Genomic DNA, 24,029 nt, shown 5'->3' on the forward strand with positions numbered 1-24,029 from the left:
TGCTTCATAGGCGACACCGGGGCGTTCTCCGAGAGGATGGCGTTCTGTGCACCATTCTGATGCTCTTGGCCGCTCAGCTGACCAGTAGGTAGTTCAGCGCCAGTATCGCCCTTTGCGCGGCCGCGAGATCGGGATGTGTTCTTGACCGTTGCCGCGCGAAGTGATGGGCAAGTAGGTCTCGATCCGTTTGGTCCCATGTTGCTGAGAGTTCAGCGAGCCGTACGGGACCGAGAAGGCTTGCGACCTCTTCACAGAGAAGGTGCAGCGAGGCGAGATCGACGTCCAGTTCAGCTCTGATCAGCAGATCGGTGCGTGCTTCGTAGAGTAATGCAGCGGTGTCAGCGTCGCCCTGGTACCAGGTGCAAACTGTTGCGATATCCTCGGCATCCTTGTACTCGCCGATGGCGGATCGATCGCACCAAGCCTTCAACTTCAGCGCGGTGTAACCCGCTGGCGTCGGAATCCGTACCTGATAGCCGCTCGGAAGTCGCAATTCGATCGAATGTGTGAAGACCTCGCGGAATCCGAAAACATCAATGACCTCCTTTCTGCCTGGTAGGGAGGTCGTCCCGGCAGGATCTTCGATGTCGCCGAACGGCACCACATCGACCGCAATTCCTGCGATCGAAAATCGGATGTCAGTGGTTCCCGACCGGGGGTGCGCCGCGATAATCCGTCGGTATTCGGCGTCGCCGTCGACGGCGATCGCGACATCGACGTCGTGTGTGGAGCGAAGTGGGTCGATGCGGCCGAATCCGGTGTGCAGCAAGTCGCGACACTGCGCACCGATGATCATGATCGACGTGTCGTTGGTCTCGGCGCCTGAGATCAACGCAACCACCACACTGTCGACCAGATCAACGGACCTTTGATCGATGCGGCCGAGGTCAAACAAGATGATCCTTCCTCAAGCTCCTCGCCACTTCAGATTGCCGCGGTTCCTTCGAGGCCAGAAGATCTGCATAAACCAACAGCGGAGGGGCCGCGGACCTGACGAAGATGCTGCGTCCATCGGATGGTGTAGCCCATACGGGTGCTTCCCAGAATTTCTGGCGAATCTCGATATTCGGATCGTCTGATTTTTGCCAGCGATTGTGGAGGGCCTCCGTAAGGTCGAAGTTCTCGGCGTAGATAGTGAGTGTCTGTGGGTGCCTGATGATTTCGACGGAAGATTCTCCGCTCACGAGGTGTCCGGCAGGCGCAGACCAGCGGTCGATATTTCCGCGGAAGGAGAGATTCCGGATCTTCGGCAGTAGCGCGCCTCTGAAAGCGGCGGCCCATAGATCGATCAGTTCATCGCGGCGGTGTAGTGACCTGCCGATCAGGTAGTCGGAATCTTTCATGATCTCGAGCGTCGACTGCGTGATCCCTACCGAAGTCCCCGCGGCCTCAGCGATCCGGCGAACCGGCATCTGCGCCGAGTTCGGCCAGGTTAGTAGCACAAAGAGGACCTGCATCCGTCTGCCGCTGAACAGGTTTGCCTCTGCGGCGCGATGGCTCGATACCGTGGTTGGACCAGAGCGTCTGCGGACATCTATGAGGACTGGCCCGAAGTCCAGGCGAACATTTCCCGCGTAGTCGATGTAATCGATGTCTGCGGCGACCAGTGCCTCAGCCGTGCGACTGGTGATCCGTGGTCCGGTCACCAGCAGCCGATGCGTATGGTCTTGCTGGTCGATTCGTGCTAGCTCCGACAAGGTTACGTGCGGCAACCAAGCCATCCGATAGGCCGTCTCGAAGCCATGTCGGCACACATCGACGATCGCCGTTTGCTCCGACGTCCAGCGCTGCACGGACAGTTCGATCGAGTACTCCGCAAGTGTCTGAGCCAGCGAGCGTTCGATGTCCTCATGTCGCGTTCGGTCAGGCATACCGTTCATTTTAACTGAACACTGTGAAATATTGAACGTTGCCGCGCGGAGGCAAAGGTCCGGCCAACCCGAACCCGGCCTGCACGCCCTCGCCTGCGCCGGCTTCCACACCCTCGGCCTGCAGACCTACCTCACCGCAGGCCCCAAGGAATCCCGAGCCTGGACCATCCACCAGGGCGACACCGCCCCCAAGGCCGCAGGCGTCATCCACACCGACTTCGAACGCGGCTTCATCAAGGTAGAACTCGTCGCTTTCGACGACTTGGTCGACGCGGGCTCCAAGGCGGCTGCCAAGGCGGCGGGCAAGGTCCGCATGGAGGGCAAGGAATACGTCATGCACGACGGCGACGTCTGCGACTTCCGCTTCAACGTGTAATTCGTTGCGCCTGAGGCGCATGAGTGTCGAAGTCGCCGACCAGATGGCAGGCGAGTTCACCGAACACTCCCAGCGTTCGCGGCGCCAACCGGTCCGGGTTGATCAACGGGTCGGCGGCCAAGTGCGGATCGTAGGGAATCTCGGCCACCCGGCAGACGCCGTGCATATGGAAGAAGTCGCGGGCGGCATGAATATCGATGTCGGGACGCCGCGCTTCGGGGTGCGCGATCACCACGATCACGTGCTGGGGCAGGCGGTCCTGCCTGACCCGGGCGGCAAGGTGGTCGACCAGGTCTGCCGCGGCGTCCGCGGAATCGCGATCGGGTGTCATCGCAATGATCAGCGCGTCGGCACGGTCGATGACATCGCCTGTCCTAGTTCGGTCGAACTCAACGGGCCAGTCGACCAGCATCAGTGCGGGACCCGGTTCTTCGTGGGCAAACGGATTACCGGACCGCGGCCAGGCAGCGACCTTCGGGCTCACCCTCGGGGGTGGCAGGCACAGGCGCCGATCCAATTCGTCGCTGTCGATGCCGGTCAGCACCACATCGTCGCGGGCGGCGGCGAACACGTACCCGAGGACGAGGGCCGTCGCCGTACCGGGAAAATCCGGCGACATGATCACGATCGCGTAGTCGTCGTCGAGCGGGGTGGCGAGCGCCTGCGCCAGTTCTGCGTCGGTAGGGCACTGCTTCGCCGGACGCGTCACGCTCAGCCGACTGAATGTTCGTAGCAGACGCTGCCGGTAGCCCGGGTGCAATTCTTCCAGATGATCCAAGCCACCGGCTCCCTCGTCGAGTTCCTATGTTTCCTCACCTGCGTCCTCGAACGCCTGATTTCTCAGGTAGGGAATGCCCCGAGCCACTCTCGATTGACGAAACTCGACGGAATGTATTCGGACTCCACATCGATCGGGAATCCTGCGTCGATGGCCAGGCAGGTCATCGCCAATGGCCCAAGGGCGAGGTTTCCGGTGAAGTAGCTTTCACGGTCACCCGAAGTCCAATACAGCCGGTGCAGTTCCAATGCTTCGGCCAGGGCCTGGTTGAAGCCGGCGTGGTCTTGGCGAAGGAAATGATAGAAGAGGTTGATGGGCGGATAGAGAATGCAGTCGAGTGTTTCACGATCCGCCATCGTGGCGATTTCCGGGTTTGAACCTTCCAGCGCGGCGGTGAGTTTCTCGGCTATTCGCGGGGACTCGTTCCAATATGTTTGAAGTGTGTTCACCCAGTCGTAGATGTATTCGTCGTATTCGCCACCGGATGATCGAAGCAATTCCAGCGGCACTGCCGCGAGTTCAGTGATGCGGTTCTGCTCCCGGCAGATAATCGCGTACCAGAAAGCGGACAGCCAATTTCCCGCGCTGGTGTAATAGGCGGGTCCGGTTGCCGGGAACGAGTAGTCCTCGTGCCCGATCCGGCAGTCGACCATCGTTCCGGCAGGGGCGTTCGCGACAGTGAACATCGCGGATCCCACCTGCATAGCGGTAACCAGCGACTCCCAGGTCTCGATCGCCGAGGCAGCGGGATCGATCAGCAGCTGCGCGGAAACGTTCGTCGATGCCGTGTTGAACGTGGTGTTGAATTCCAGCGTGGCTCCGGCTAGCCGAGCGAGAGATCTGGACAAATTCTGGCGAAGGGCCGCGGCGTTGCCCTCCGGGTCCGGCAGTCGCACGCTGTGCGAGTGAATCTTCATCACTACCCCTCTGGTGCCGTATCGAACTTGTGCATAGTGAAGCCGGCGTAATCACCGGTGTTTATGTTCCCCTTCACCAGGATGTAGTCTAGCCGACTGGTACGGACCGCGTCCGCCAGTTCACCGGCGAGAGCGGCTTCTCCGCGCCCTGACATCAACCTGAGAATCTCGTCGAAATACTCCGGCGTTCCCTGAGTGACCCGTCGGCCGGAGCCGTCCGATAGCTTGCGGACGCCGAGTTCGGTTTCGGTACTGCTCTTCGCTTCGACCACGATATATCGGCCGTCCGGCGTGCGCCAAACCTGGTCGAATTGATTGTTGCCGTTCGCCGGTCCGCCGAGTTCCAGGCGCTTCGCACCCGGATAGTGCATCGGTACCGCGTGGAGTGCGGCAGCGGATTCACCGAACTCCTCCGCAGCGGTCCCCATTTTCGTATGCGCTGATTTGTATTCGGCTTCGGCCTTCGCCGCCGCGATTCTGTTCGCCGGTGTATCTGCTATTTTCGCGGCCGTATCCGCGGCAGCCAACCGCCGTGCTGCGGCGAGACTCCCTTGAATCGCTCGGTGGCGTTTACGCGCCGCCGCGTCGAGCTCTGCCAGCGCCTCGGGGGTCCCGCTGTCCCTGCCCACCTTCAGCGCACCGCCCAGGTACCTCGGTTTGATCGGCTCCGGAAGATTGCTGGCGAGTGTCAGATTGCCTGCGGCGTCGAGTCGCAGCTGGGGGTGCGTGGATTTTTTCCTTCGCACCACCTCCGTCCCATTCTTCCGAAGGAAGTAGTGCCGGGGGAACCATCCGGGAATTTCCAAGTTCCGTGCCAGCTCGGGGCTGGTCTGCATGAGCTCGGCACTCGGCCGGAACTGTGGGCGGGTGGGCTGATTGGCCATGAAGTCACGAATCGCCCAGGCCGGTATGCGGGGTTTCCCCGCACGCAACACTGTCGCCATAACCTCCGTGGCGTACTCGATCGCCTGATCGTCCAAGTGCACGGCGGACATGGTCATTCCGTCTGCCGGGGTGCCCTGTCCGGGTGTCGCCCGTTTCTGGGGCGCGCCGGGTGGGGCCGGGTTCTGGGCGACCGGCGCCGCCTGGTCCGAGCCCGGCCAGGTAGGCGGGGCCGACGAGGACGGCACGAACCGGCCGACACCGGGCGCCCGGCCCACCGTGCTCGCGATGCGAGCGCCCCCGGATCGCACTCGGCCGACACCGAACCTGACGCGGTCGGTCCCGGATTTGACGACCTTGCCCGCTGCCTCAGCGGCGTCGACGACAGTCAAGGCGGGTCCGGCGGTGGCGCGTCCCGTCAAGCCCAGTACGCGCCCACCAATCCCTGCCGCCCACGAGGGCACCGGCGCGAGCGCGAAGTTCCCCAGCGCCAGCGCTGATGCGGGCAAAGCGGGATCGGCGGCGAGCGCGGCAACAGCGCGCCGCAGCACGCCGGACCGCCGATCGAGCACCCGTGCCGCCAGCTCGGGGTTGCCGAGCAGTTCAGTGAGGAACTGCGGCGCGCCCTTACCGGTGACCAGCTTGACCAGGCGGTTTGTCAGGCCCTCGTGGTTCAGGATCTTCGCCAGGTCGGCCTCGATGCCAGGGCTGCGCTCGGTGCCGCGCAGGAGCTTGATGACCTGGTCGACCATCTTGGGATGGTCGGCGATCTGGGTGGCCCATTCGCCGAGCAGACTCCGATTCCGGGCGTACGCGGAAGCCAAGGCAGCAAGGTGTTCCCGGTTCGCGGCCAGACCGACGAGCGCGGCAGGCACCAGCGTCGGGTCGAGCGCCCCCACCAGCGGGCGGATATTGTCGAGCAGCCGAACCGCGCGGTCGACATCGCCTGCCGCCCATGCCGCAGCCTGGTCGACCTCCCGGAACAAGCGGTCCGGGTTCCTCGTCGCAGCTATCGTCAGCATCCGCGCCTTCGGCATACCGATGATGTCGCGCAGCACGGCCATGGTGCGTTCCCCGGACGTGTAGCGACCAAGGGCGTCCACGAACTTCCGGCTCCCGAGCACCGCCGCATAGGCCGGATCGGTGCCGACGCGGGCCAGGAACACCGCGATCAACCCCGGCTCGTCGAGCAACCGGACGATCGGGGCGAGATTGCTGGATCGGTAGTGGGACAGCAGGTCGCGGATCAGGTCCTGATCGGTGAACAGTGTCCGGGCCGCCGCAACAGCATCCGGATTCCGCATGAGGACGTCCAGGCCCGCCCGCACTCCGTGGTCTCGGGCGAGGGTGCCTGCCACGCTGAGCAGTGTGGGTTGATCGTGTGGTCCCCTCCCACGCACGATCGACCCGACTTCGGTCCGCACGACCCCGGCTATGAGACGCGAACCGTAGGCCCGGAATATGTCGGTCAGCCCAATGCCGTAGTGGCGCAACAGCGAACGGACCGCCCACAGGTCCTTCACCGCGTCCGCCACCCGCACCGCCAGCGAATTCGCGGCCCGCGCCGCGCCGGAGGCGACGCTGTTCACCGCCGTACCCGGCGCGATCCGGGGACTGGTCGGCAGATTCTTCTGAACAGCGTGCAGGATTGCGACCGCTTCGTCGATCGTCATTCTTGTCGGGTCTGCCATGCGCCCAGCCATGAGGGCCAAGGCATCCGCGTGCGTGATGCCCTGGTACGCGTCCCCTCCCGCACGCCCGGAGCGACGGCTGCCGTTGCGCTCGGCACCGTCACGCACCACCGCTGGCGCCGGGGCCTGCGCGGGCGGCAACCCACGTCCAGGAGCCGGTTGCACGGGACGTTCCGGCGCCTGCGGCGGTGTGTCATACCCGGCCGCACCAGAACGTTGTTGCCCCAGTTGCGGACCACGCCCGCCGGAACTGGCCATGGCCTCGGATCGAACGATGGGTGCTCGCGGTGTGTTCTTCGCGGATTCCGTACGAGCGGTGTTCCGGGAAACGCCGTTCTCGCCCGCCGTCGGCCGGGCATCCGCGCGGGCAGCGTTGCCCGCCTCGGCGACCGGCCTGACCCCAGACTCCGTGCGAGCCTCACCCTTCGGATCCAGTGCACGTGGCGAACCAGGGCCCGCGCCATCAACGGCACCACCCGCCACCTTCGGCGGCTGCGGCGAACCCGCGACACTTCCGTCACCGGCAACAGGCGCCTGCTCCGCAGAGCGCGGTGCACCAGCACGGTCACCCGCGTCGGCTCCAACACGAGCTCCAGCGCCTGCATCCGCGCCGGGTCCGGGACGGGCGCCGGGGCCTGCATCCGCGCCGGGTCCGGGACGGGCGCCGGGGCCTGCATCCGCGCCGGGTCCGGGACGGTTGCCGGCGCCGACACTCGTGCCGGGTCCCGGACGAGCACCAATGACTACACTGGCGCCGGGTCCGGGACGAGCACCAGCCGCGTCCACCCCCGCTACCGGCCGTGGCCAACTCGCGGGACCGATGCTCGCCGCCTCGGCGGGACGGCCGGCTACCGGGCGAACATCGGGTGCTACGTGCTCAGCGGGGTTGTGTTGGCGGGTGAACGGCTGGACCGGCGGCTCCGCCGGATTGCCACTCGCGCTCCGCCGCGGGGGAACGACCGGGGGCCCGACCTCGGCGCGCAGGCGGGAAAAATCCCGTGGCGCCGACCGCACCGTGCCATCCGGGAACCGGTGCAGCGTAATGGATTCCCCGGCCGCAGGCCGAGGGCTGATGCCGGTGCGGGACCCAGCACCGCGAGGCGCGGCGTCTGCGGCCGAGGCGCCCTGGGCGGCCCGCGTCGCCGCGGCCGAGGCCTTCTTGATCATCGCGAGCTCCGCGGCGGCCAGCGGCAGACCCAGCACGTCGGCCGCCACCAAGGGACTGCAGTCACCTGGGCCTACGCAGGAAGGCACGGTCTGGTAGCTGTTACCCAGGCCCCTAGCGGCCGCGAGGTCAAAGCCGAGCAAGGCGGCGCGCGCGGCCGTGCCGGGCGTGATCCCCCCGTCGTTCTTGACCCGCTGCACCAGATCGGCGGCGTTGGTGACATTGTGCTCGTAGAAGAAGGCGCGGGCGGGCGGAAGCACGTTCGCCGCCGTGAACGCGGCACCGAACGGTGCGACGAACGGTGTCGTCTTGGCGAGTTTGCTGCCGACCACCTCTGTCGCTTTGGTCACCGCAGCAGGCGTTCGGCTCGCCAGCATCGATACGGCGGGACGAGCGACAACCCCGGCGATCTTGCCGACAGGTGTGACCGCGGTCGCCGCGATGGCCGCCTGCTTGGCGAACTCGCCGCATTTCTCGCCGGCGCCGAGGCACTCCTTGCCTGTGCCATAGGTGTTGGTCTGGGCGAAAGTCGCCGCGTCGATACCCACCGCTACGCTGGCCGCAAGTGCTTGGCCGGTCTGCCCAACACCGCGCACAAAGGATCCGGAGCGGCCGATGTCGCCCCATTGCTTTTGCATGTCGTCGACATTCATCTGGTGCTGGCTCTTGGCCACCGCGATCATGATCTCTTCGTTGGTCTCCGAATCCCGGCCGAGGAGCATCACGTGTTGGCCCGGACCGCGTAGCGGGGCATATACCTGGTCGTATGTTCCGTTGTTCAACCTCACGTCGGGACGCGCAATCCCGATGTAGATCACGTCGCCGGTGGAGGTGATCCCGACCCGGACCTCGCCTCGCTCCGGATGCTGATAGGTACCAAGGTCCTGGAACTCATAGGTTGCCCACGGGTTGTAATAGTCACTGGTGCCTTTGTATAGGTAGGCCGCGCTCGACCAACCGTCGCGTGGCCGGATTTTGCGGACAGGCGGGAGGGTCTGTGGCGCGTTCGGCCCCAGTTGTTGGACGTCCTTCATGATCGGCAGATCCGCCGCACCCTGATCAAGGCCACGCAGTAAAGCCGGCACCTGCCGACGGATGGGCATCACCGCACTGACCGGTTTGCCGTCCGGTCCGGACAGCGGCTTGCCATGCTGGTCGGATCCCCGGATCAGTCGGCCGTTGCGATCGGTCGCCCAGACGTAGTAGTCGTTCTTGTCGGCGCCGACCGTCTGTGTCGTGACCACACCATCGAAGCCGGTATCGATGGACGTGAGAGTGGACAGACCCGCCGTCGCTCCGGTCTGGTAGGTGCGCGGTGGTTTGGTGAAGTGCCGCAATGAGCCATCCGGTCCCAAATGGGTGGTGAGCCCGACACGTTCGGCGGCGCGAGTGTCATCGTGTCGGTCCTCCCCAGCGATCAGCCGGGGCTGGTAGATGAACATGCTCGTCAACCCACCGTCGGGGTCGGCGGTGAGCGTCTTCTCGAAGCCGTCGCCGCGGTCGACCATCCATTCCACGGTGCGGCCACTGTTCGCGGCCTCGACCGCCTCGTTCTCGCCGTACTTCCTGCCGTCCCGGCCCGTCAGACGGCCCTCCCGCGCCAGATAGCGCAGCGTCGCGTCGCGGCGGTTGATGTCGGTGGGCAGGTTTTCCGCCGTACACGCTCGGCCGCCGATCAGGCAGCTCGCCGACCGGAACTCCGGATCGGCGGTCGACCCGGTGGGATCGCCCGTGAGCACAGTGCGCCTGCCCCGATAGTCGATACCGACGAGGTCGCCGGAAGTATTGAAGAAGACCGACCGCTGACGCTTGTCGTAGCTGCTGTCCAGCTGGAGCGACTGCGCTTGCCCGCCGGCTTTCTGCTCCACCACGTGGGAGAAATCGTCCACGCGCCGGGTGTCGCGCTTACCCTCGGCGTTCGGCGCCGAATGCCACTGCGCCGTGCCGGTCGCGGGCGCGCGATCGACGGTCCAGCTGCCGTTGTTCTGGTTGAAAGTGAGCCGACTCGGCGGGGAGCCGGCGGGGCGGGTCTCGTCGCCGAGGCTATCGATCTGATAACCGGCGCCGTCGTTGCGCGTTTCGAACACGGTGCCACTGACACGGGGGTTCCCGATCACCTCGTCGCGCACTCGCTCGGCGAGAATCTCGTTCGGCCGGTCAGGAGTGAACACACCCTGCATGCGGACCGGGACGTTGCCGTCCGGAAGTCCGGTGCTGTCCGATTCTGCCTTGCCGCGCGTGAACGCGCCCGACGCGTCCGAGGCGTACAACGCCAGGCCATTGCGATAGGTGACCTGCCTGGTGCCATCGCCGTTCCCGGTGTCGCCGTAGTTCAGGTGCTTGACGCCGGGGGTTGTGCCGTTGGCGATGTGGGTCGGCTGACCGAGCCCGTCGATGCGATCGTCGCCGGTCTCGTTCGACCGGGTGCTCGTATCGTCGATGGCGAGCTTGGTTTTCCCGGAATAGGGGTCACCCTCCTGGCCTCGCCTGGATCCGGCGGCGCCGGGCAGGTCCTCCACATTGACGCGATTCAAGGCCCGCGAGTCGGCCTCGGTGCGGTTGGACTTTTGGTAGGCCGCTGCCGCGACGCCCTCGATTCCGGTGTGCCTTCGCGCGTTCCCGTTCTGGTCCACCGACCTGCCGGTGACGATGGCGGTACCGCTCGCCCCTGCCGCCTCACTCTTGTTGTAGTTGTTCACTGCCTGCTGGACGCGATCGAGCCGACCATCTCGGGTCGGGACGCCTCTCCGGTCGAACAACGGCTGGAGCTGATCAGCGAGATCGGGCTCCACCGCGGCATCGCGCTCATATCTGATGGGCGCGTCGGGGGTGTCCTGGGTGAACGCGCGACTGCCACCGTGGATCCCGGCCTTGGTCGTGCTGTCGGGCCCGGCGGTGGCGTAGGTGCCCTGCCCGTCGCTGCTGCTGCCCTCACACCCCGCGGCGGAACAGGTCATTTTGCCGCCGTCGGCATCGACCATTCGGGTCTTGCCGTCCTTGTTGGTCACTGTGCCGCCGCTGCCGAGCACGTTGATCGCTCGCTGACCCGCGGTGTCCCCGAAACCGGTCTGTGTATTCCAATCCTCGGAACGGATCGGCAAGTCGCCTGCGTTGCTGATCTCCCGATAGGCGACATTCCCATTGGGGGTGATGTTCCTGGCCCAGGTCTTTTTGTCGGCGTGCATTTCGACCGTCGCCTCGCCAGGACCGTCGCCAACCTTCTTGTAGGTGTACCGCTCCTTGTCAGACAGCCCCTTCCGGCCGCCAGGGTCATTGTCCGATTGCACATAGGCGCCGTCATGGTGGAAACGCAATGTGTTCGCCCGCGCGCCGGATTGCGGTTCGATATCGGCCCCGCCACCGCCCTGCGATGGGGCGTTCGTTGCCGCAGCAGAGGAGGAGGTGCCGTTGGTCGTCTCGCGCTCGTTCGCGGCGGCTTTCGCCGCCACCTCTGAGGTGGTTTGCCGAAAGGCGGTCTTGTAGTTGCTCTGCGCCTGGCGAACCGCGGAGCTCTCCTTGGCGGTACCGGATCCGAGATCGTCTCGGCTGCCGGTACGAGATGCTCTACCACCGGCCTGGTCGCCCCTGGATCCGGGACGGTCCGTGGCACCGCCGTTGTCCTGGTATTCGACCTGCGCGTTCGGATTCTTCTTCGTGAAGGCACGGCTGCCGTGTGTACCGGCTGAGGCGTTGCCCTTGTTGTCGGTGGCGAAGGTTCCCTTCCCATCACCGCTGCGCCCGTTGCATCCCTTCGAACCACAGGTCATCGTCCCGCCGCCGGTGTCGGCCATGGTCGACTTCCCGTTCTTCGTCGACACCCGGCCGCCGGAGTTGATCACGTCCATCTTCCGGCTGTCCACGGTTTCGGCGGTGCCGCTCTTGCCCTGAAAACCTGTCTGGCGCTTCGAGTCCTGTTTTCCGATCACGGTGTTCTTGCCGACCGCGACTTCCTGGTAGTGGGTCTTGCCGTCCGAGGTCTTGTCGCTGACCCAGTATTTGCCGTCGTCGTGCTTGGCGACCTTCGCCGCAGGTTTTCCCGCGCTCGGGTGGTTCGCCGGATTCGTCCCACCGACCTTCTTGTACGCGTAGCTGCCGTCGGTGTTCTTCTCTCGCAGATAGGTGCCGTCCGTGTGGGTCACCAACTCGGGCTTCGGCTTCGTCTGGTTGCCGGAAGTCCCAGCGTTTTGCGATTTCGACGCCGGTTTGGGCGCTGACGTGGCTGGTTTGGGTTTGGATGTGGCTGGTTTGGGTGTGGCTGGTTTGGGTTTGGCTGGTTTGGGTTTGGCTGGTTTGGGTGTGGATGTGGCTGGTTTGGGCGCGGGCACGGCCGGTTTGGGCGCGGGCGCGGCCGCGGCGTCCTTGGCCGTCACCGTACCGGCCACGAACGCCGCGCCGACGCCTGCCATCAGGCCGACAGCCAGGCGAACATGGGCGGACCTGGCGGAACCACCCTGCTCGTTCCCCGCGTCCCAGATCGCGTCCTGGCAGGAACAGACCCGTGTCTTTCTCGGCTGCTTACCCATGACTACCCCGCATTCACCGTCGGCGGCTTCTGTGTCGGTGAACACAGTGCGCCGGGGTGGTCTGGCGCCGGTCCAGTGCCGGTCAGCCGGGGTCGGGGTTCGGTCTGTTCGCTGGTCAGGACTCCCGGGCCGGAGCGGGCAGCACGAATTCGAAGATCGCGCCGCCGCCGTCGGCGCTGTGCACGGTCAGCGAACCGCCGTGCGCCTGCGCGACCCAGCGGGCAATGGGCAGGCCGAGGCCGGTTGAGCCCGCACCGCTGCGGAATTCGTCGAAAATGTCCTCGACCTCGGATTCGGCCAGGCCAGGCCCCTCGTCGGCGACGGTGATCCGCCCGCCCGCGACGGTGACGTGCACCTGGGCGAGTTCCCCGGGCAGATGCCCGTGCCGCACTGCGTTGTCCAGGACATTGCGCACCGCGCGGCGCAGCAGTCCGGGATTGCCGTTCACCACGCTGGGCGCCATGGTGGACGTGATCCGAGCCGTACCCGGTTCCAGTTCCTCGATGACGCCGGCCGCCAGCTGATCCAGCCGTAACGGCTCCGGTTCGAGTTCCTCGACACCGGCAGCCAGACGCGCGCGCGAGAGCAGATCGTCGACGATATCGCCCATCCGCCGGGCCAGCTGAACCGTCCGCGGCAGCAGTTCCCCGCGCTGGTCGGGATGATCACGGGCAGTCTCGGCCAATGCGCGCAGCGCGGCGATGGGGGCGCGCAGATCATGTGCGGTCTGCGCCAGCACACTTTCCTGCCGCTCCAACGCCCGCACACCGGACGGCAGTAGTTGCCCGGTCAAGACGTAAGCGCTGACGCCGACGAGCACGATCAACGCCGCGGTCAGCCCGATGATGAGCAGTGCCCGCTCCCGCTGACTTTCCCGCACCGGGCCGATATCGGTCCAGGCGACCGCCACCGCGCCCGTGCGCTCGTACCGCCAGTCGTCCACCGGTTGCGCGGCGGCGCGTACCGTCACGCCGTCCTGCGTGACGGTCTCGAAGACCGGGCCGCGAGCGAACGCGGCAGCGCCGCGCAGTCGGTCGAGCAGCGGCTCGGTCAAGTCGACCGTGCAGTGTTTGTCGCTGGCGAACGGCCGGGTCCCCTCGGACTGTTCGAATACGATGGCGAATTGCGGGCACTGCTCGTCCAGATCGGTGAGTCCGCGGCCCCAGTATCCGATCGCGACGCCATCGAGGTCGGGCTCGCCCCGGTAGTCGTCGGGCATCTCACCGGACGGTCCGGTACCGACGAGCCGGACGGCGCCCGACGTGACGCGCACCAGGTCGGTGTCGACCTGTCCGAGATCCGCGTCGTTGTGCGAGGTGAGCGCGAAAGTCGCGAAACCGGCCAGCGACACAGCGGTGATCACGGTCAGGATCACGCTGACCAGCCATGGCAATCGACGCAAGTGGGTGGCTTCCGCAGGCGGGCGGCGGCGGTTCATCCCGCGGTGTCCACCCGGTAGCCCACGCCCCGGATAGTGCGGACCAGCGGTGGATCGCCGAGCTTGCGGCGCAGTCCGGCGATGGTCACGTCCAGTACGTTCGAGCTCACTTCGGTGCCCTCGTCCCAACAGCCGGCCACCAATGCCTGGCGAGTCACCGTCGACGGCTGCGCGATCATCAACTGCTCGAGTACCTCGAATTCCTTGCGGCCGAGCGTGAGCAGCACGCCGGCGCGACGCACCGCACGGCGGCCGAGATCGACTTCCAGATCCTCGCAGCGCAGCACCGTCGCAGTGACCCGATCACCGCGCCGGCACAGATTGCGGACGCGGGCGACGAGCTCGGGCATCGCAAACGGCTTACTCAGGTAGTCGTCGGCGTGCCGCAGACCCTCCACCCGATCGACGACACCGCTGCGTCCGGTCAGGAACAGCACCGGCGCCGACCAGCCCGCGCCTCGCCGAGCGGCCACGTACTCGAGTGCGTCGCCGCTGGGCAACGCCCGATCGAACACCGTGCAGTGATAGTGGTGCAGCCCCAGTGCGGCGTCGGCTGCCGGCAGGTCGGCGACGCCGTCGAGGACGAGCCCGGCTTTCCGCAGTGAGGCGATGACTGCCACCCGGAGATCGTGATTGTCCTCGACAACCAGCACACGCATGCCTCGTCCTCATTCCCGAACCCAGCGTCGGCCACCCTCGCACGCCTGTCCCATCCCGGCCGCGAATCCGACAATTCAACAGCCGAGCGAACTTTACCTGAAGTGATCCTTAAGTCATTACTCGATCACACACCCTCATTTCGCACCCCTGCGCGCGGTGAGATCTTCCGCGAAACAGCCCGTGGGCCAGCGGATTCACCGTATCGCCACCGGGTGAAGACCATCGCAGAACCTGATAGCGGTCACACCGAGACACGCTAAATGTTCGTGGGAGCAGACCACCGTGCGGAATCATTCGGACACCCCGCCCGCATCGACCCGAAACCAGACCGACGATCCCGAAACCCGACTGGATTCCGAGCAGCGCCCATGACAGACCAGAACCTCCGCACACCAGTGACCGCCGGTCCCGTTCAGCGGATCCCGATCGCCATCTGGGCGATCGACAATCAGTGGTTGCGCCTCGTCGAACAGCCCGGCACGGCGCCCGAACCCGAGTCAGCGGCCGGCGTAGAGCCAGGTGGCGACGAGTCAGCGGCCAGCGTAGAGCCGGGTGACGCCGAGTCAGCGGCCGACGGCGAGGCCGTCGATGCCGGCCCCTCGGCTGCCACGCCGCTGCGCGAGGATTACACCGTCGCGATAGTGGCGCCAGATATCCGGTGCGGTGCGACCGCGTCGGCGCTCGTGCTCGGTCACCTGCTGGCCGCCGACCGCGACATCGTGCTGTCCGGATCCGATCTGGACGAACTGGACCGACGCCTGTACCTACCGTCGCCAGAGATGAGCCCGAAACTCGCCGACCCGACGCTGTCCGGCGACCCGTTCGCCCATGACGAACCCCACCCGGTTGTTGTACTGGCCGACTGGCCGGTCGACCTCGAGGACGCCGCGTCGGCCGAGATCCTGGATCGCGCCGACGCGTTGGTCATCCCGATGACACCTGATCGGGATTGCGCGGACCGCGCGGCCGACCTGATCGAGCAGCTGGCGGGCCGTGACAGCGGCGACACCCGGCCCGAGCACGTGATGGTGGTGGTTTCGCACACCGAACCGAACCGGCGCGGTTTCGATGTCCGCGCGGCCAGTGACTACTTCCTCGAGCGAGGAGTCTGCCTGGTCGCCGAGATCCCCCACGATCAGCACTTGGCCGCCGATCAGCTCATCGACCCGGACCGGTTGGCTCCGCGGACCGTGCGCGCCTTCCGGACGCTCGCCGAGCATCTGGCCGACAGCTTCGCCACCCATTCCCGCACCCGGTCGACACAGGCCGGCCCGGTCGACAGCACGAACCCCGATGAAGGAGCGTGACCATGCGTTATCGAGTACTCGGACCGATAGAGATGTCCGGCGCAGACGGTACGGTCGTCGATCTGACCGGCGACAAGGTGCGCACCTTGCTGGCAGTGTTGCTCGCTCGCGGCGACGGCTGGGTGTCCGCCGAGGATCTGATCGACGCGCTGTGGCCCGCCAGTCCGCCCCAGTCCGCTCGCGGCGGCCTCAAAACCTATATATGGCAATTGCGTCAGCTGCACGCCGAAGCAGGTGACGACCACCCGGCCCGTATCGTCAGCCGCGCCGGTGCCTATCGGATCCAGGTGGAGCGAGCCGAGCTCGATGCGTGGGACTTCGAGGCTGCCGTCGCCGCGGGTAGGCAAGCGCTCGCCGACGACCGGCCCGACCTCGCCCATCACGAATTGGCCAGGGCGGGGTCACTGTGGGGCGGGGAACCGTTCCCCGAAGCGCCGCTGGGGACGGTGGCCGGATATCGGGCGCGGCTGACCGAACTGCGCGCCGACAGCAAGCAACTGCACGCCGATGCCTTCGGTTCGCTCGGCCGCTTCGCCGAGGGCATCGGAGGGCTCCGTGCGCTGCTGGCGGAGGACCCGCTGCGCGAAAGCACCTGGACCAGGCTGGTCTATCTCCTGGTCGCCGACAACAGGCGGCCGGAGGCGATGCACGCCTACCATCAGGCACGCCGACTGCTCGATGACGAGCTGGGTACCGGACCGGGCCCGGAGTTGCGCAGAATCTATCGGGAGCTGCTGCTGACCCCCGACGAGGAAACCCTCGATAACCAGCCCGCCCACCGCACGGCCGAGCACCCTGCCGCCGATGCCGCGCTGCGGGCATCCGCCGCTGCCCGCGCACCGGAGCTGGTCGATCTCGCTGGCGACCCGGAACCGGAGTCCGTCATCGCCTCGCCCAGCCGACCCGCCCGCGGCCCGTTCGACGCCGAACGCCCCGCGTTCTGGTTGGTCGGCGCGCATGGCGGCGCCGGGGTCAGCATGCTGACCGCGGCGCTGGCGCCAACCGCGGAGGCGGGCCGGGAGTGGCCCGTTCGCGGCGTCACGGAATCGCCGATCACCGTGATCGTGGCCCGCGAGCACCGCAACGGCCTGCTGGCGGCCGAACGATTGCTGATCGACTTCGCGGAGGGCAGGGCGCCCGAGGGGCTGATTGTCGCCGGGCTGCTCACAGTGGCGTCGACGCCGGGTCCGCTGCCTCGTTCGCTGGCGCAGCATCGCGATCGGGTGGCCGCGCTGGTCGACCGCGATTGGCGGATCGGCTGGATCGAATCGTGGCGGACCGCCGCCCCCGAACAGCTGTGCCCGTGGTCGCCCGACCCAGCCCATGGGCTGACCACGACCGGGCTACTCTCGCCGGACCCGGCGGTCGCCGAGTTCGGCGCCGACGTCATCGACATCGCCCGATTCTTCGCCGGCCTGCTGCCCGCCGATGCCGTGCCACCGCGCCGCGGGGCGGGGCCGCACCTGCCCGGTCTGTCCGGCCAGGTTCCCGCAATCGACATCGAGGAACCCGACGATCGCCAGGTCGAAGTCCTCGAGGATGCCGACGGGCGTCCGGTTCGCGCCACGATCACCCGCCGGGTGCGGCGGGCGGCCCTGGTCGGCGCGCTGCCCTTGGCGTTGGTGGTTGGCGCGACCGGAAGTGGCGCCGCGGCGCCTGGCGGGCAGGCCGGGGTGACCGCGCCACCGAGCCAGGTGGGCGTGACCACGCCGGTACCGAATCTACCCGCACCCGGTCCGATCGTGCCGGAAGAATCCGGTGGAACCGGGTCGCCCTACCTGACGCCACCGCCGACCTACCCGGTACCGCCGCGGGCGAAGCCGCAACGCTCCGAAGTGGCGCCCCTCATCGTTCCGGAACAACTGCACGCCCCACAGCCGGTCGAACCCGTCGCTCCCATCCAGCCCGACCCGGGCACACTTCGAGTCGGCGACTACGAAGCCGGTAGGCCGGAGTGGATGCCGGTACCGATGCAGAACACCATCAATGCCGAGGCCGCCGTTCGCGAGGCACAGTGGTCGACAATGCTGACATCGATAGGCGTTCCCGCCACTCGTGCCGACCGGGTCGCGGCGGGCACGCTGGCGGGCACCGCCCTCGGGGCCACCGCCGCGGGCGTGCCCGCCGCGCTCGCCGGGGGTGCGGCAGGTGCGGCTGTCGGCGGTGTGGTCGGCGGTGTGGTCGGCGGCGGGATCGGCCTGCTGGGGATGGGCGTCGGGGCGATCCCCGGGGCGATCATCGGGGCCGGCGTGGGCGCCGGTGTCGGGGCCGCCGCCGGCGCCGCGCTCACCGGTGCTTCCGCCGCAGCGGCCGGCGGCACCATCGGTGGCTCCGCCGGCGGTGAGCTGGGCGCCAGGGACGCGGCCGTCGATGGCGCCACACCCGTCGCCGACCCGCCGCCGGTGGTGGCCGCCGCCGCTGCGTCGCCCGCGCTACCGACCTCCGAGGTCCTCATGGCGACTGCCCAGTCGGTCCTCGCCGGGTTGCCGATAGCTCCGATCCCCCCTGGCGTGTTCGGCAACTGACCGGCCCCCAGATGAGCGACAGTTTTCCGATGTCGTGCAGCCTCGGCACCTCGGGTCCGCGGCCGCACGCCATCGCATCCACCACACCACGACCGGTGCTGGTCGTCGGCGGGTGCGGCGGCGCGGGCACGACGACGACCGTGCTCGGGTTGTGCGCGGCCGCCGCGGCGGACCAGGACGGCGCCGCCCGGCCGGTCGCGGTCGACGCGACCGACAGCGGTGGCGACCTGGCCGTGCGCGGCGCCGACGCGCGATACACCCCGGCCACTCTCCAGCACTGGCTAGCCGCGGATACGACCACCGGTCTGCATTCACCGCCGGAATTCGCGTTCTCCTATGCCACCTCGGGCGCGGCGATAGTGGCAGGTTCAGCCGATCCGCTGCCGCACCGCACCACGCTGGCCACCGTGCACCGGCGGCTGACCGCCGCCGCGTACCTGCCGGTCTTCGACGGCGGCGCAGCCGTGCAGGCACGACGATTACGTCCGCTGCTCGGCGAACTGGCGCTGGTGCTCGTGATCCCGGCTCGACGTGACGCCGCCAACCGGCTACGCCCGGCGCTGGCGTGGCTCGACAGCGAGTTCGGCGAACGGGCGGTGACCTCGGCGACCCTGGTCGTGTCGCATCAGACGTCGACCACGCCGCCGGTCGCACAACGCCTGCGCGACCACCTCACCGGATGGATACGAGACGTGCTGGAAATCCCCCACGACCCACACCTGGCGGAGGGAACCGCGATTATCCATTCACGGTTGCAAGCCGGGACCAGGGCCGCGTATTCGACTGTTCTGAAAGGTATTCGGTCATGACAAAGGCCACATCATCAGCGGCGGCAGCCGGGTCGACCCGGCTGCTGGAGCGATCCCCGCGCCCTTGGCACAATCCGCCGCCGGCTAGGCATACCCGCCGCGCGAGCATCGTCGTCGCCTGCGTGACGTCGGCCATCGCGGCCGCCACCGTGTCGGCCGGCGCCGCGCTGCTGCTCGCCGGTGGCAGCGGGCAGGCGCCCGATTCGGCGACCGCCGGACCGGCGCAGGTCGATGGCACCGCCGACTGCGCTCACACGACCGAGGGTGACAAGCTGATCAGCAACGCCGCAGGCGGCACCGGTTCGGGTCCCGACGCCATCCTCGCCTTCGAGCACGCCTACTACGTCACCCGCAGTGGCGCGGCGGCGCGCGCCGTGATCGCCCCCGACGGCGCCGTCCCGGCCATCGAGCACCTCCAGGCGGGCATCGATTCGTTGCCGACGGGTACCAAGCACTGTGTCGTCATCACCCCCGCCGCGGAAGGGTTCGACATCGAACTCTCCGAATGGATCCCCGGAAAGCCTGCCAACGTCTGGCGTCAGCACATCACCACGACCGTCCAGGACGGGCGCACGCTGATCAAGTCGATCTCCGCAACGGGGTAACCCGCGACCGCGCACTGAACCGTCACGCACAGCCCCGGCCGCAGGCCGGGGCTGTGCGTGTTCGTGGCGACACCGCGGGCGACCCGCTGCTCGCGTTTCCGTCACCTCCGGGTGACCGACCGCTGCACCAGGCCCGCCGAGGTCTTTCCGAGCGGATCCAGGATTCATCGGCGTATACCCCCCTATCCGACCGCCACCAGACCACCCCCAGACGTGATCTGGATCACCCATAGACCCGAGGGTGGCACCGTTGTGACTGCCGGCTCGACCACGATGCCGACTCCGCTGAACCAGTGAAAGGAGCGCGGATGAACGCCCCGGCTACCGACGTTGGGCCTGTGCTGTGCACATGTACCGGAATACAAGGACCTGGACCCCATCACCTCGCGACTCGCAGCGCACGCGTTTCGTCCTCGCGGATACTGCTGGCGGCCGCCACCGCGGTCGTGGCCACCACCGGTTCCACCACCATCGGGAGCGCCGCCCCGGAAGGCGGGATCGCCGATCCTGGCCGACCCCCGCAGCAGCAGAACCACACCGCACCTCGCACGTCGATGCCTCAGCGTGCCGCAGCCACGGCTCCCAGTAGCGGTCCGGCATCGGCGCCCTCGATCCCCTCGCCGCCGGCCACCAGTGATTCCGGCGGCGACCGGTCAATGGCGAACCCCCGCACCCGGATGCTCGCCGAACGCGGCCTCACCCCGCCCGCCGGCGCCACCGCGACCGGAGACGCGCCCGCCCACACATCGATGCCCGGGCGCGCTGCCACCCGGTCGCCGGCCGACACCGATCAGGCCACGCCCGCGTCGCCGCGCGCGCAGTCCGCCACCGGACCGATCCAGGCCGCGGTCGCGACGATCGCAGCGGGACAGCAGCTCGGCGGACTGGCGACCACACTGGCCAACAACCCCGATCGCCTCGCGCCGGCGATGGCCGCCGCCCCACGCGCTCTCGAAAGCGCGCAAGCGGCCATCGGCGCGGTGCTGAAGCCGGGCACACCACCCGATCTCAGCGCGGTGGCGGTCGCCGCCACGGCCGCGGTCGGCGCGGCGGTCGGGGATATCACCAGAGCCGCGCTGCCCGATATCGCCCTGCCTGGCATGGCTGTGCTCGCCCCGATGACAGCGGCCCCGCGGTTCGAACCGACCCCGCTGGTCGACATGTCCGATCCCGGTTCCCGCCGTGACGTGCACATCGAACAGGCCCTCGATGCCCGTGGCGTCACCGACCCACAGTCGAGGGCGAACTGGGCCGCTGGCTATCGGACGCTGATCGAGCGCGAATCCGGCAACAATCCCTGTGCGATCAACAACTGGGATTCCAACGCTGCGGCCGGGCACCCGTCACAGGGCTACACCCAGACGATTCCCGCCACCTTCCGCAATCACCACCAGCCGGGCACCTCCGACGAGATCACCGATCCGGTCGCGAACATCGCCGCCTCGATGAACTACGTCCAGGCCCGCTACGGCGTCGACGAGGGCGCTTCGAACCTCCAGTCCCGGGTCCAGCAGGCCAATTCGAGCCTGCCGCCCAAGGGCTACTGATTTCCCCGACAGAGCAAGGGAGCCGTATGTCAATCCGCACCGGCCAACGGCGGCGCACCGCCGTCTGCGTCGTACTACTCATCATCGCCGGCTTGGTCGCCATCGCGGCGGGTGGCCCGGCGAGTGCCTCGGTCGACAATTCGAACCAGGTCACCACCCTTTTCGGCGATCAGGTCACGGTCGCGCAATCCGGCACCCGAATCTCGTCGGTACCGCCGCTGGACAGCTCGCCGCTGTCGAAGGAGTTCTTCGCCGACACCACGACAACCGTCGCGGTCACCGGACCGTACAGCCAGTATCTGCAGGGCAGCAAACTGACCATCGGCTATCACATCGGATACCCGGTGAGTGTCGAAGGCGCAGTCCTGAACTTGACGAGTCCGAGTATCTCGGTGTCGGGCGGCCCGAATATCAGCGCCGGGCTTTCGCCCGCGCCGAGCGTCAGCGTCGGCGCGGATGTTGGGGTGTCGGCCACCCTCATCCCGCCCCAGGAGCTGTCGCTGACCTTGCGTCCCGGCGGTATCACCGAGGTGCCGCTCATCAACGGCGTCCCGTTCGACGGACCGGTCGCGCGGGTGATGATCGGCGGGATGCACGGCAGCGTGTCGGGCGCCGCGGGCCCGGTCACGGTACGTCCCTATGCGCAGGTCGTGATCGATACCGGCGACACGGTGATCACCTACGGCAAACCCGTCCAGCTGTAGACGCCAGCCCCTGACCCGACCGCTGTCGTCCGAGTGGAGAAATCATGACCAGCAAGGTGGTTCGTCCGCGCGTCCTTACCGCGACGATCGGCGCGCTGCTCTTCGGCGGCGCGGTCGTCATCATGACGGTCGCCGCCGATCAGCAACAGGAGGTCTTACCGCCGACCAACGCGGTCGTCGAGAAACATAAATCTGTCAACCGGAAACCGATCTCCAGATCGCTCGAACCCAGCCGAGTCGTTCCGGACGCACCGGCCGACAGCGACGACCTGAAGCATCTCGGACCGAATAGCGTCAGGCGCGATCCGGCCACGCCGAGTTCGCGATGACGTGAGTCAGTACTTCGCCGCAGTGTGGATCACGCTGCGGCGAAGCGTCTTTCACTCAGGCCCCAGTACTCGAAGGCCCTGCTGGTGGTACCCGATCCGGTGGAGAGGTGATCCTGTCACGCACGCGAGCCGGAGGTTGCGATGTCGATTCGTCCGGTGGGTAGTTCGAGTTCGATTGCGCCGGTGAGGAGTTGGCGGGCGCGGTCGAGGTCGAGGGAGCCGCTGTGCCAGCGTTCGCTGAGGCCTTCGACGAGGGTGGTGAGGCGTTCGGCGCTGGTGGTGGGGTCGACGGTGGTGGCGACGGCGCCGGAGTCTCGGGCCTGGCGGATCAGGGTTTCCACATCGGAATTCCAGGCTTCGGTGGTGGTGCGCAGGGGGGCGCGGAGGTCGTGGTCGAAGGCGGCGCTCGCGCGGAGTTCACCCCAGGCGACGCTGTTCTCGCGGACTTCGGGGGTGTCCTGGAGTTCTTGCAGGAGCAGGTGACCCACGCGGGCGCGGGGATCGGTGGCGGTCGAGTCGGTGTAGGACTGGGCGCGGTGGTTGATGTGTTCCAGGGCGGCGCGCAGGACGCCGGCGCGGTCCTTGAAGTGGTAGTAGATCAGCGCCGTTGACACTTCGGCCGCGGCAGCGAGCTTTTCGATACGCAGTCCGCGCACGCCGTCCTGGGCGATGACGCGGACGGCGGCCTCCAGGATCTGGATTCGACGTTCCGACACGATTCCTCACAGTAGGGGCAAGGCACCAGGCAGCGAATTCGCCGGGCGCGGCTCAGTCGACGGGTTCCTGCTGCGTGGTGCAGTGGATGCCACCGCCACCTGCGGCGATACCGTCGATGTTGATCTGCACCACTGCGCGGCCGGGGAACAGTCGCGTCAGGGTGGCCGCGGTGGCGTTGTCGGCGGCCGGGTCGCCGAACTCGGGGGCGATGACGGCGCCGTTGCAGACGTAGAAGTTGATGTAGCCTGCGGCGAAGTCGTCGCTCTCGAACTGCGCGCGCACCGTCGACGGCCCGGTCAGCACCTCCACCTGCACGGGGCGGCCGTGTACGTCGGTCGCCGAGCGCAGGATGTCGAGGTGGCGGCGGGTGACGTCGTAGTCGAAGGAGTCGGGGTCGTTGTCGAGTCCGGCCACGACCACGCCGGGGCTGGTGAAGCGGGCGTAGAAGTCGGTGTGCCCGTCGGTGATGTCGCGGCCGGCGATGCCGGGCAGCCAGATCACTTTCTTGATGCCGAGCAGGTAGTCGAGTTCCTCCTCGACATCGCGCTTGGTCCAGCCGGGGTTGCGATTGTTGTTGAGCACGCAGCTCTCGGTGATGATCGCGGTGCCCTCGCCGTCGACCTCGAGCGCGCCGCCTTCGAGCACCAGATCGGTGTGCCGAGTGCCGACGCCCGCGCGACGGGTGACGAACTCGGCGACCTTCGCGTCGGCGCGATGTGCTTGCTTGTCGCCCCAGCCGTTGAAGTTGACATCCACACCGGCCTTGGCGTTTCCGCTGCGGACGAACACCGGGCCGGTGTCGCGCATCCACAGGTCGTCGAGGTCGGTGGGGATCAGTTCTACGTTCGCGGTGCCGATCAGGCGTTGCGCCTCGGCCAGTTCGCCGGGGCGCACCAGCATGGCGACCGGTTCGAAGCGGGCGATCGTGGTGGCGATGGTTGCCAGATTGCGCTGCACCTCGGGGACCAGGTCGGCGCCCCAGATCCGTTCATCGGCCGCGAAGGCCATCCAGGTGCGCTTGTGTGGCTGACCCTCCTCTGGCATGAGCCATGGTCTGCCGTCGTCGGTCGTCGTGCTGGTGTCAGCACAACCTGTCCCCAGCACACCGCCGAGTGCGGCCAGTGTGGTCTGGACGAACGTGCGTCGTCGCATCTGCTTTCTCCTTCCGGCTACCACCACCATAAA

16 protein-coding genes and 1 pseudogene are annotated in these 24,029 nt (G+C 67.3%); 8 read left to right on the forward strand and 9 right to left on the reverse strand.

The features are described 5' to 3' along the window. Positions 1-73: 73 nt before the first annotated feature. Together ACTWPB_RS12525 and ACTWPB_RS12530 are read right to left on the reverse strand one after the other, a co-directional pair. A complete protein-coding gene (locus ACTWPB_RS12525; RefSeq protein ID WP_446225816.1) occupies positions 74-895 on the reverse strand; it encodes a hypothetical protein in 822 nt (273 codons plus the stop codon). Then, a complete protein-coding gene (locus tag ACTWPB_RS12530; RefSeq protein WP_446225817.1) occupies positions 888-1,871 on the reverse strand; it encodes a type IV toxin-antitoxin system AbiEi family antitoxin in 984 nt (327 codons plus the stop codon). The genes ACTWPB_RS12525 and ACTWPB_RS12530 overlap by 8 nt, the downstream gene beginning before the upstream one ends. 61 nt (positions 1,872-1,932) lie before the next feature. On the opposite strand from ACTWPB_RS12530, the pseudogene ACTWPB_RS12535 reads away from it, so the two are divergent. Further along, positions 1,933-2,247 (forward strand): annotated as a pseudogene (locus tag ACTWPB_RS12535) (DUF933 domain-containing protein); the annotation flags it as partial. Here the strand turns inward: ACTWPB_RS12535 and ACTWPB_RS12540 are convergent. From ACTWPB_RS12540 to ACTWPB_RS12560, 5 genes are all read right to left on the reverse strand, one after another. Further along, positions 2,237-3,025 carry a hypothetical protein gene (locus ACTWPB_RS12540; RefSeq protein WP_446225818.1) on the reverse strand — a complete coding sequence of 263 codons (789 nt, stop codon included), beginning with the start codon at positions 3,023-3,025 and terminating at the stop codon, positions 2,237-2,239. The pseudogene ACTWPB_RS12535 and the gene ACTWPB_RS12540 overlap by 11 nt on opposite strands. Before the next feature lie 62 nt (positions 3,026-3,087). Then, positions 3,088-3,921: an immunity 49 family protein gene (locus ACTWPB_RS12545; RefSeq protein WP_446225819.1), complete on the reverse strand. Its 834-nt coding sequence runs from the start codon at positions 3,919-3,921 to the stop codon at positions 3,088-3,090. Positions 3,922-3,944: 23 nt separating this feature from the next. After that, positions 3,945-11,819, reverse strand: a complete 7,875-nt coding sequence (locus ACTWPB_RS12550) for a hypothetical protein (protein WP_446225820.1) — start codon at positions 11,817-11,819, stop codon at positions 3,945-3,947. Between the two features lie 499 nt (positions 11,820-12,318). Beyond that, positions 12,319-13,641 carry a sensor histidine kinase gene (locus tag ACTWPB_RS12555; protein WP_446225821.1) on the reverse strand — a complete coding sequence of 441 codons (1,323 nt, stop codon included), beginning with the start codon at positions 13,639-13,641 and terminating at the stop codon, positions 12,319-12,321. Beyond that, the gene (locus tag ACTWPB_RS12560; protein WP_446225822.1) at positions 13,638-14,300 is read right to left on the reverse strand and encodes a winged helix-turn-helix domain-containing protein; all 663 of its coding nucleotides are present in this window, start codon (positions 14,298-14,300) and stop codon (positions 13,638-13,640) included. The genes ACTWPB_RS12555 and ACTWPB_RS12560 overlap by 4 nt, the downstream gene beginning before the upstream one ends. A gap of 369 nt (positions 14,301-14,669) precedes the next feature. Here ACTWPB_RS12560 and ACTWPB_RS12565 point away from each other — a divergent pair, with 369 nt between their 5' ends. The 7 genes from ACTWPB_RS12565 to ACTWPB_RS12595 all read left to right on the forward strand — a co-directional run bounded on the left by ACTWPB_RS12565 (position 14,670) and on the right by ACTWPB_RS12595 (position 22,127). After that, a complete protein-coding gene (locus tag ACTWPB_RS12565; RefSeq protein WP_446225823.1) occupies positions 14,670-15,608 on the forward strand; it encodes a MinD/ParA family ATP-binding protein in 939 nt (312 codons plus the stop codon). Positions 15,609-15,610: 2 nt separating this feature from the next. Beyond that, complete coding sequence (locus ACTWPB_RS12570) at positions 15,611-18,133, forward strand: AfsR/SARP family transcriptional regulator (RefSeq protein ID WP_446225824.1); 2,523 nt, start codon at positions 15,611-15,613, stop codon at positions 18,131-18,133. 11 nt (positions 18,134-18,144) lie between these two features. Further along, a complete protein-coding gene (locus ACTWPB_RS12575) occupies positions 18,145-18,942 on the forward strand; it encodes a MinD/ParA family ATP-binding protein (RefSeq protein WP_446225825.1) in 798 nt (265 codons plus the stop codon). Next, entirely contained in the window at positions 18,939-19,547 is a 609-nt protein-coding gene (locus tag ACTWPB_RS12580) for a hypothetical protein (protein ID WP_446225826.1), read from the forward strand. The genes ACTWPB_RS12575 and ACTWPB_RS12580 overlap by 4 nt, the downstream gene beginning before the upstream one ends. Before the next feature lie 656 nt (positions 19,548-20,203). Next, complete coding sequence (locus tag ACTWPB_RS12585) at positions 20,204-21,094, forward strand: transglycosylase SLT domain-containing protein (RefSeq protein ID WP_446225827.1); 891 nt, start codon at positions 20,204-20,206, stop codon at positions 21,092-21,094. A 26-nt stretch (positions 21,095-21,120) separates the two neighbouring features. After that, positions 21,121-21,798, forward strand: a complete 678-nt coding sequence (locus ACTWPB_RS12590) for an MspA family porin (protein WP_446225828.1) — start codon at positions 21,121-21,123, stop codon at positions 21,796-21,798. 44 nt (positions 21,799-21,842) lie between these two features. Then, on the forward strand, positions 21,843-22,127 hold the full coding sequence (locus ACTWPB_RS12595; RefSeq protein ID WP_446225829.1) for a hypothetical protein: 285 nt from the start codon (positions 21,843-21,845) through the stop codon (positions 22,125-22,127). A gap of 116 nt (positions 22,128-22,243) precedes the next feature. Here the strand turns inward: ACTWPB_RS12595 and ACTWPB_RS12600 are convergent, their stop codons facing one another. Together ACTWPB_RS12600 and ACTWPB_RS12605 are read right to left on the reverse strand one after the other, a co-directional pair. Continuing rightward, a complete protein-coding gene (locus ACTWPB_RS12600) occupies positions 22,244-22,843 on the reverse strand; it encodes a TetR/AcrR family transcriptional regulator (protein WP_446225830.1) in 600 nt (199 codons plus the stop codon). A gap of 52 nt (positions 22,844-22,895) precedes the next feature. Next, positions 22,896-23,996, reverse strand: a complete 1,101-nt coding sequence (locus ACTWPB_RS12605; protein WP_446225831.1) for an agmatine deiminase family protein — start codon at positions 23,994-23,996, stop codon at positions 22,896-22,898. Positions 23,997-24,029 lie beyond the last annotated feature (33 nt).

The sequence above is a fragment of the Nocardia sp. IBHARD005 genome, assembly GCF_052814245.1.

Excerpts from the sequence above, each read along its gene's own strand:
- ACTWPB_RS12530 (WP_446225817.1), bottom strand. The coding sequence starts at position 1,871 with ATGCCTGACCGAACGCGACATGAGGACATCGAACGCTCGCTGGCTCAG.
- ACTWPB_RS12555 (WP_446225821.1), bottom strand. The coding sequence starts at position 13,641 with ATGAACCGCCGCCGCCCGCCTGCGGAAGCCACCCACTTGCGTCGATTG.
- ACTWPB_RS12560 (WP_446225822.1), bottom strand. The coding sequence starts at position 14,300 with ATGCGTGTGCTGGTTGTCGAGGACAATCACGATCTCCGGGTGGCAGTC.
- ACTWPB_RS12565 (WP_446225823.1), top strand. The coding sequence starts at position 14,670 with ATGACAGACCAGAACCTCCGCACACCAGTGACCGCCGGTCCCGTTCAG.
- ACTWPB_RS12570 (WP_446225824.1), top strand. The coding sequence starts at position 15,611 with ATGCGTTATCGAGTACTCGGACCGATAGAGATGTCCGGCGCAGACGGT.
- ACTWPB_RS12575 (WP_446225825.1), top strand. The coding sequence starts at position 18,145 with ATGAGCGACAGTTTTCCGATGTCGTGCAGCCTCGGCACCTCGGGTCCG.
- ACTWPB_RS12580 (WP_446225826.1), top strand. The coding sequence starts at position 18,939 with ATGACAAAGGCCACATCATCAGCGGCGGCAGCCGGGTCGACCCGGCTG.
- ACTWPB_RS12585 (WP_446225827.1), top strand. The coding sequence starts at position 20,204 with ATGGCGAACCCCCGCACCCGGATGCTCGCCGAACGCGGCCTCACCCCG.
- ACTWPB_RS12590 (WP_446225828.1), top strand. The coding sequence starts at position 21,121 with ATGTCAATCCGCACCGGCCAACGGCGGCGCACCGCCGTCTGCGTCGTA.
- ACTWPB_RS12595 (WP_446225829.1), top strand. The coding sequence starts at position 21,843 with ATGACCAGCAAGGTGGTTCGTCCGCGCGTCCTTACCGCGACGATCGGC.
- ACTWPB_RS12605 (WP_446225831.1), bottom strand. The coding sequence starts at position 23,996 with ATGCGACGACGCACGTTCGTCCAGACCACACTGGCCGCACTCGGCGGT.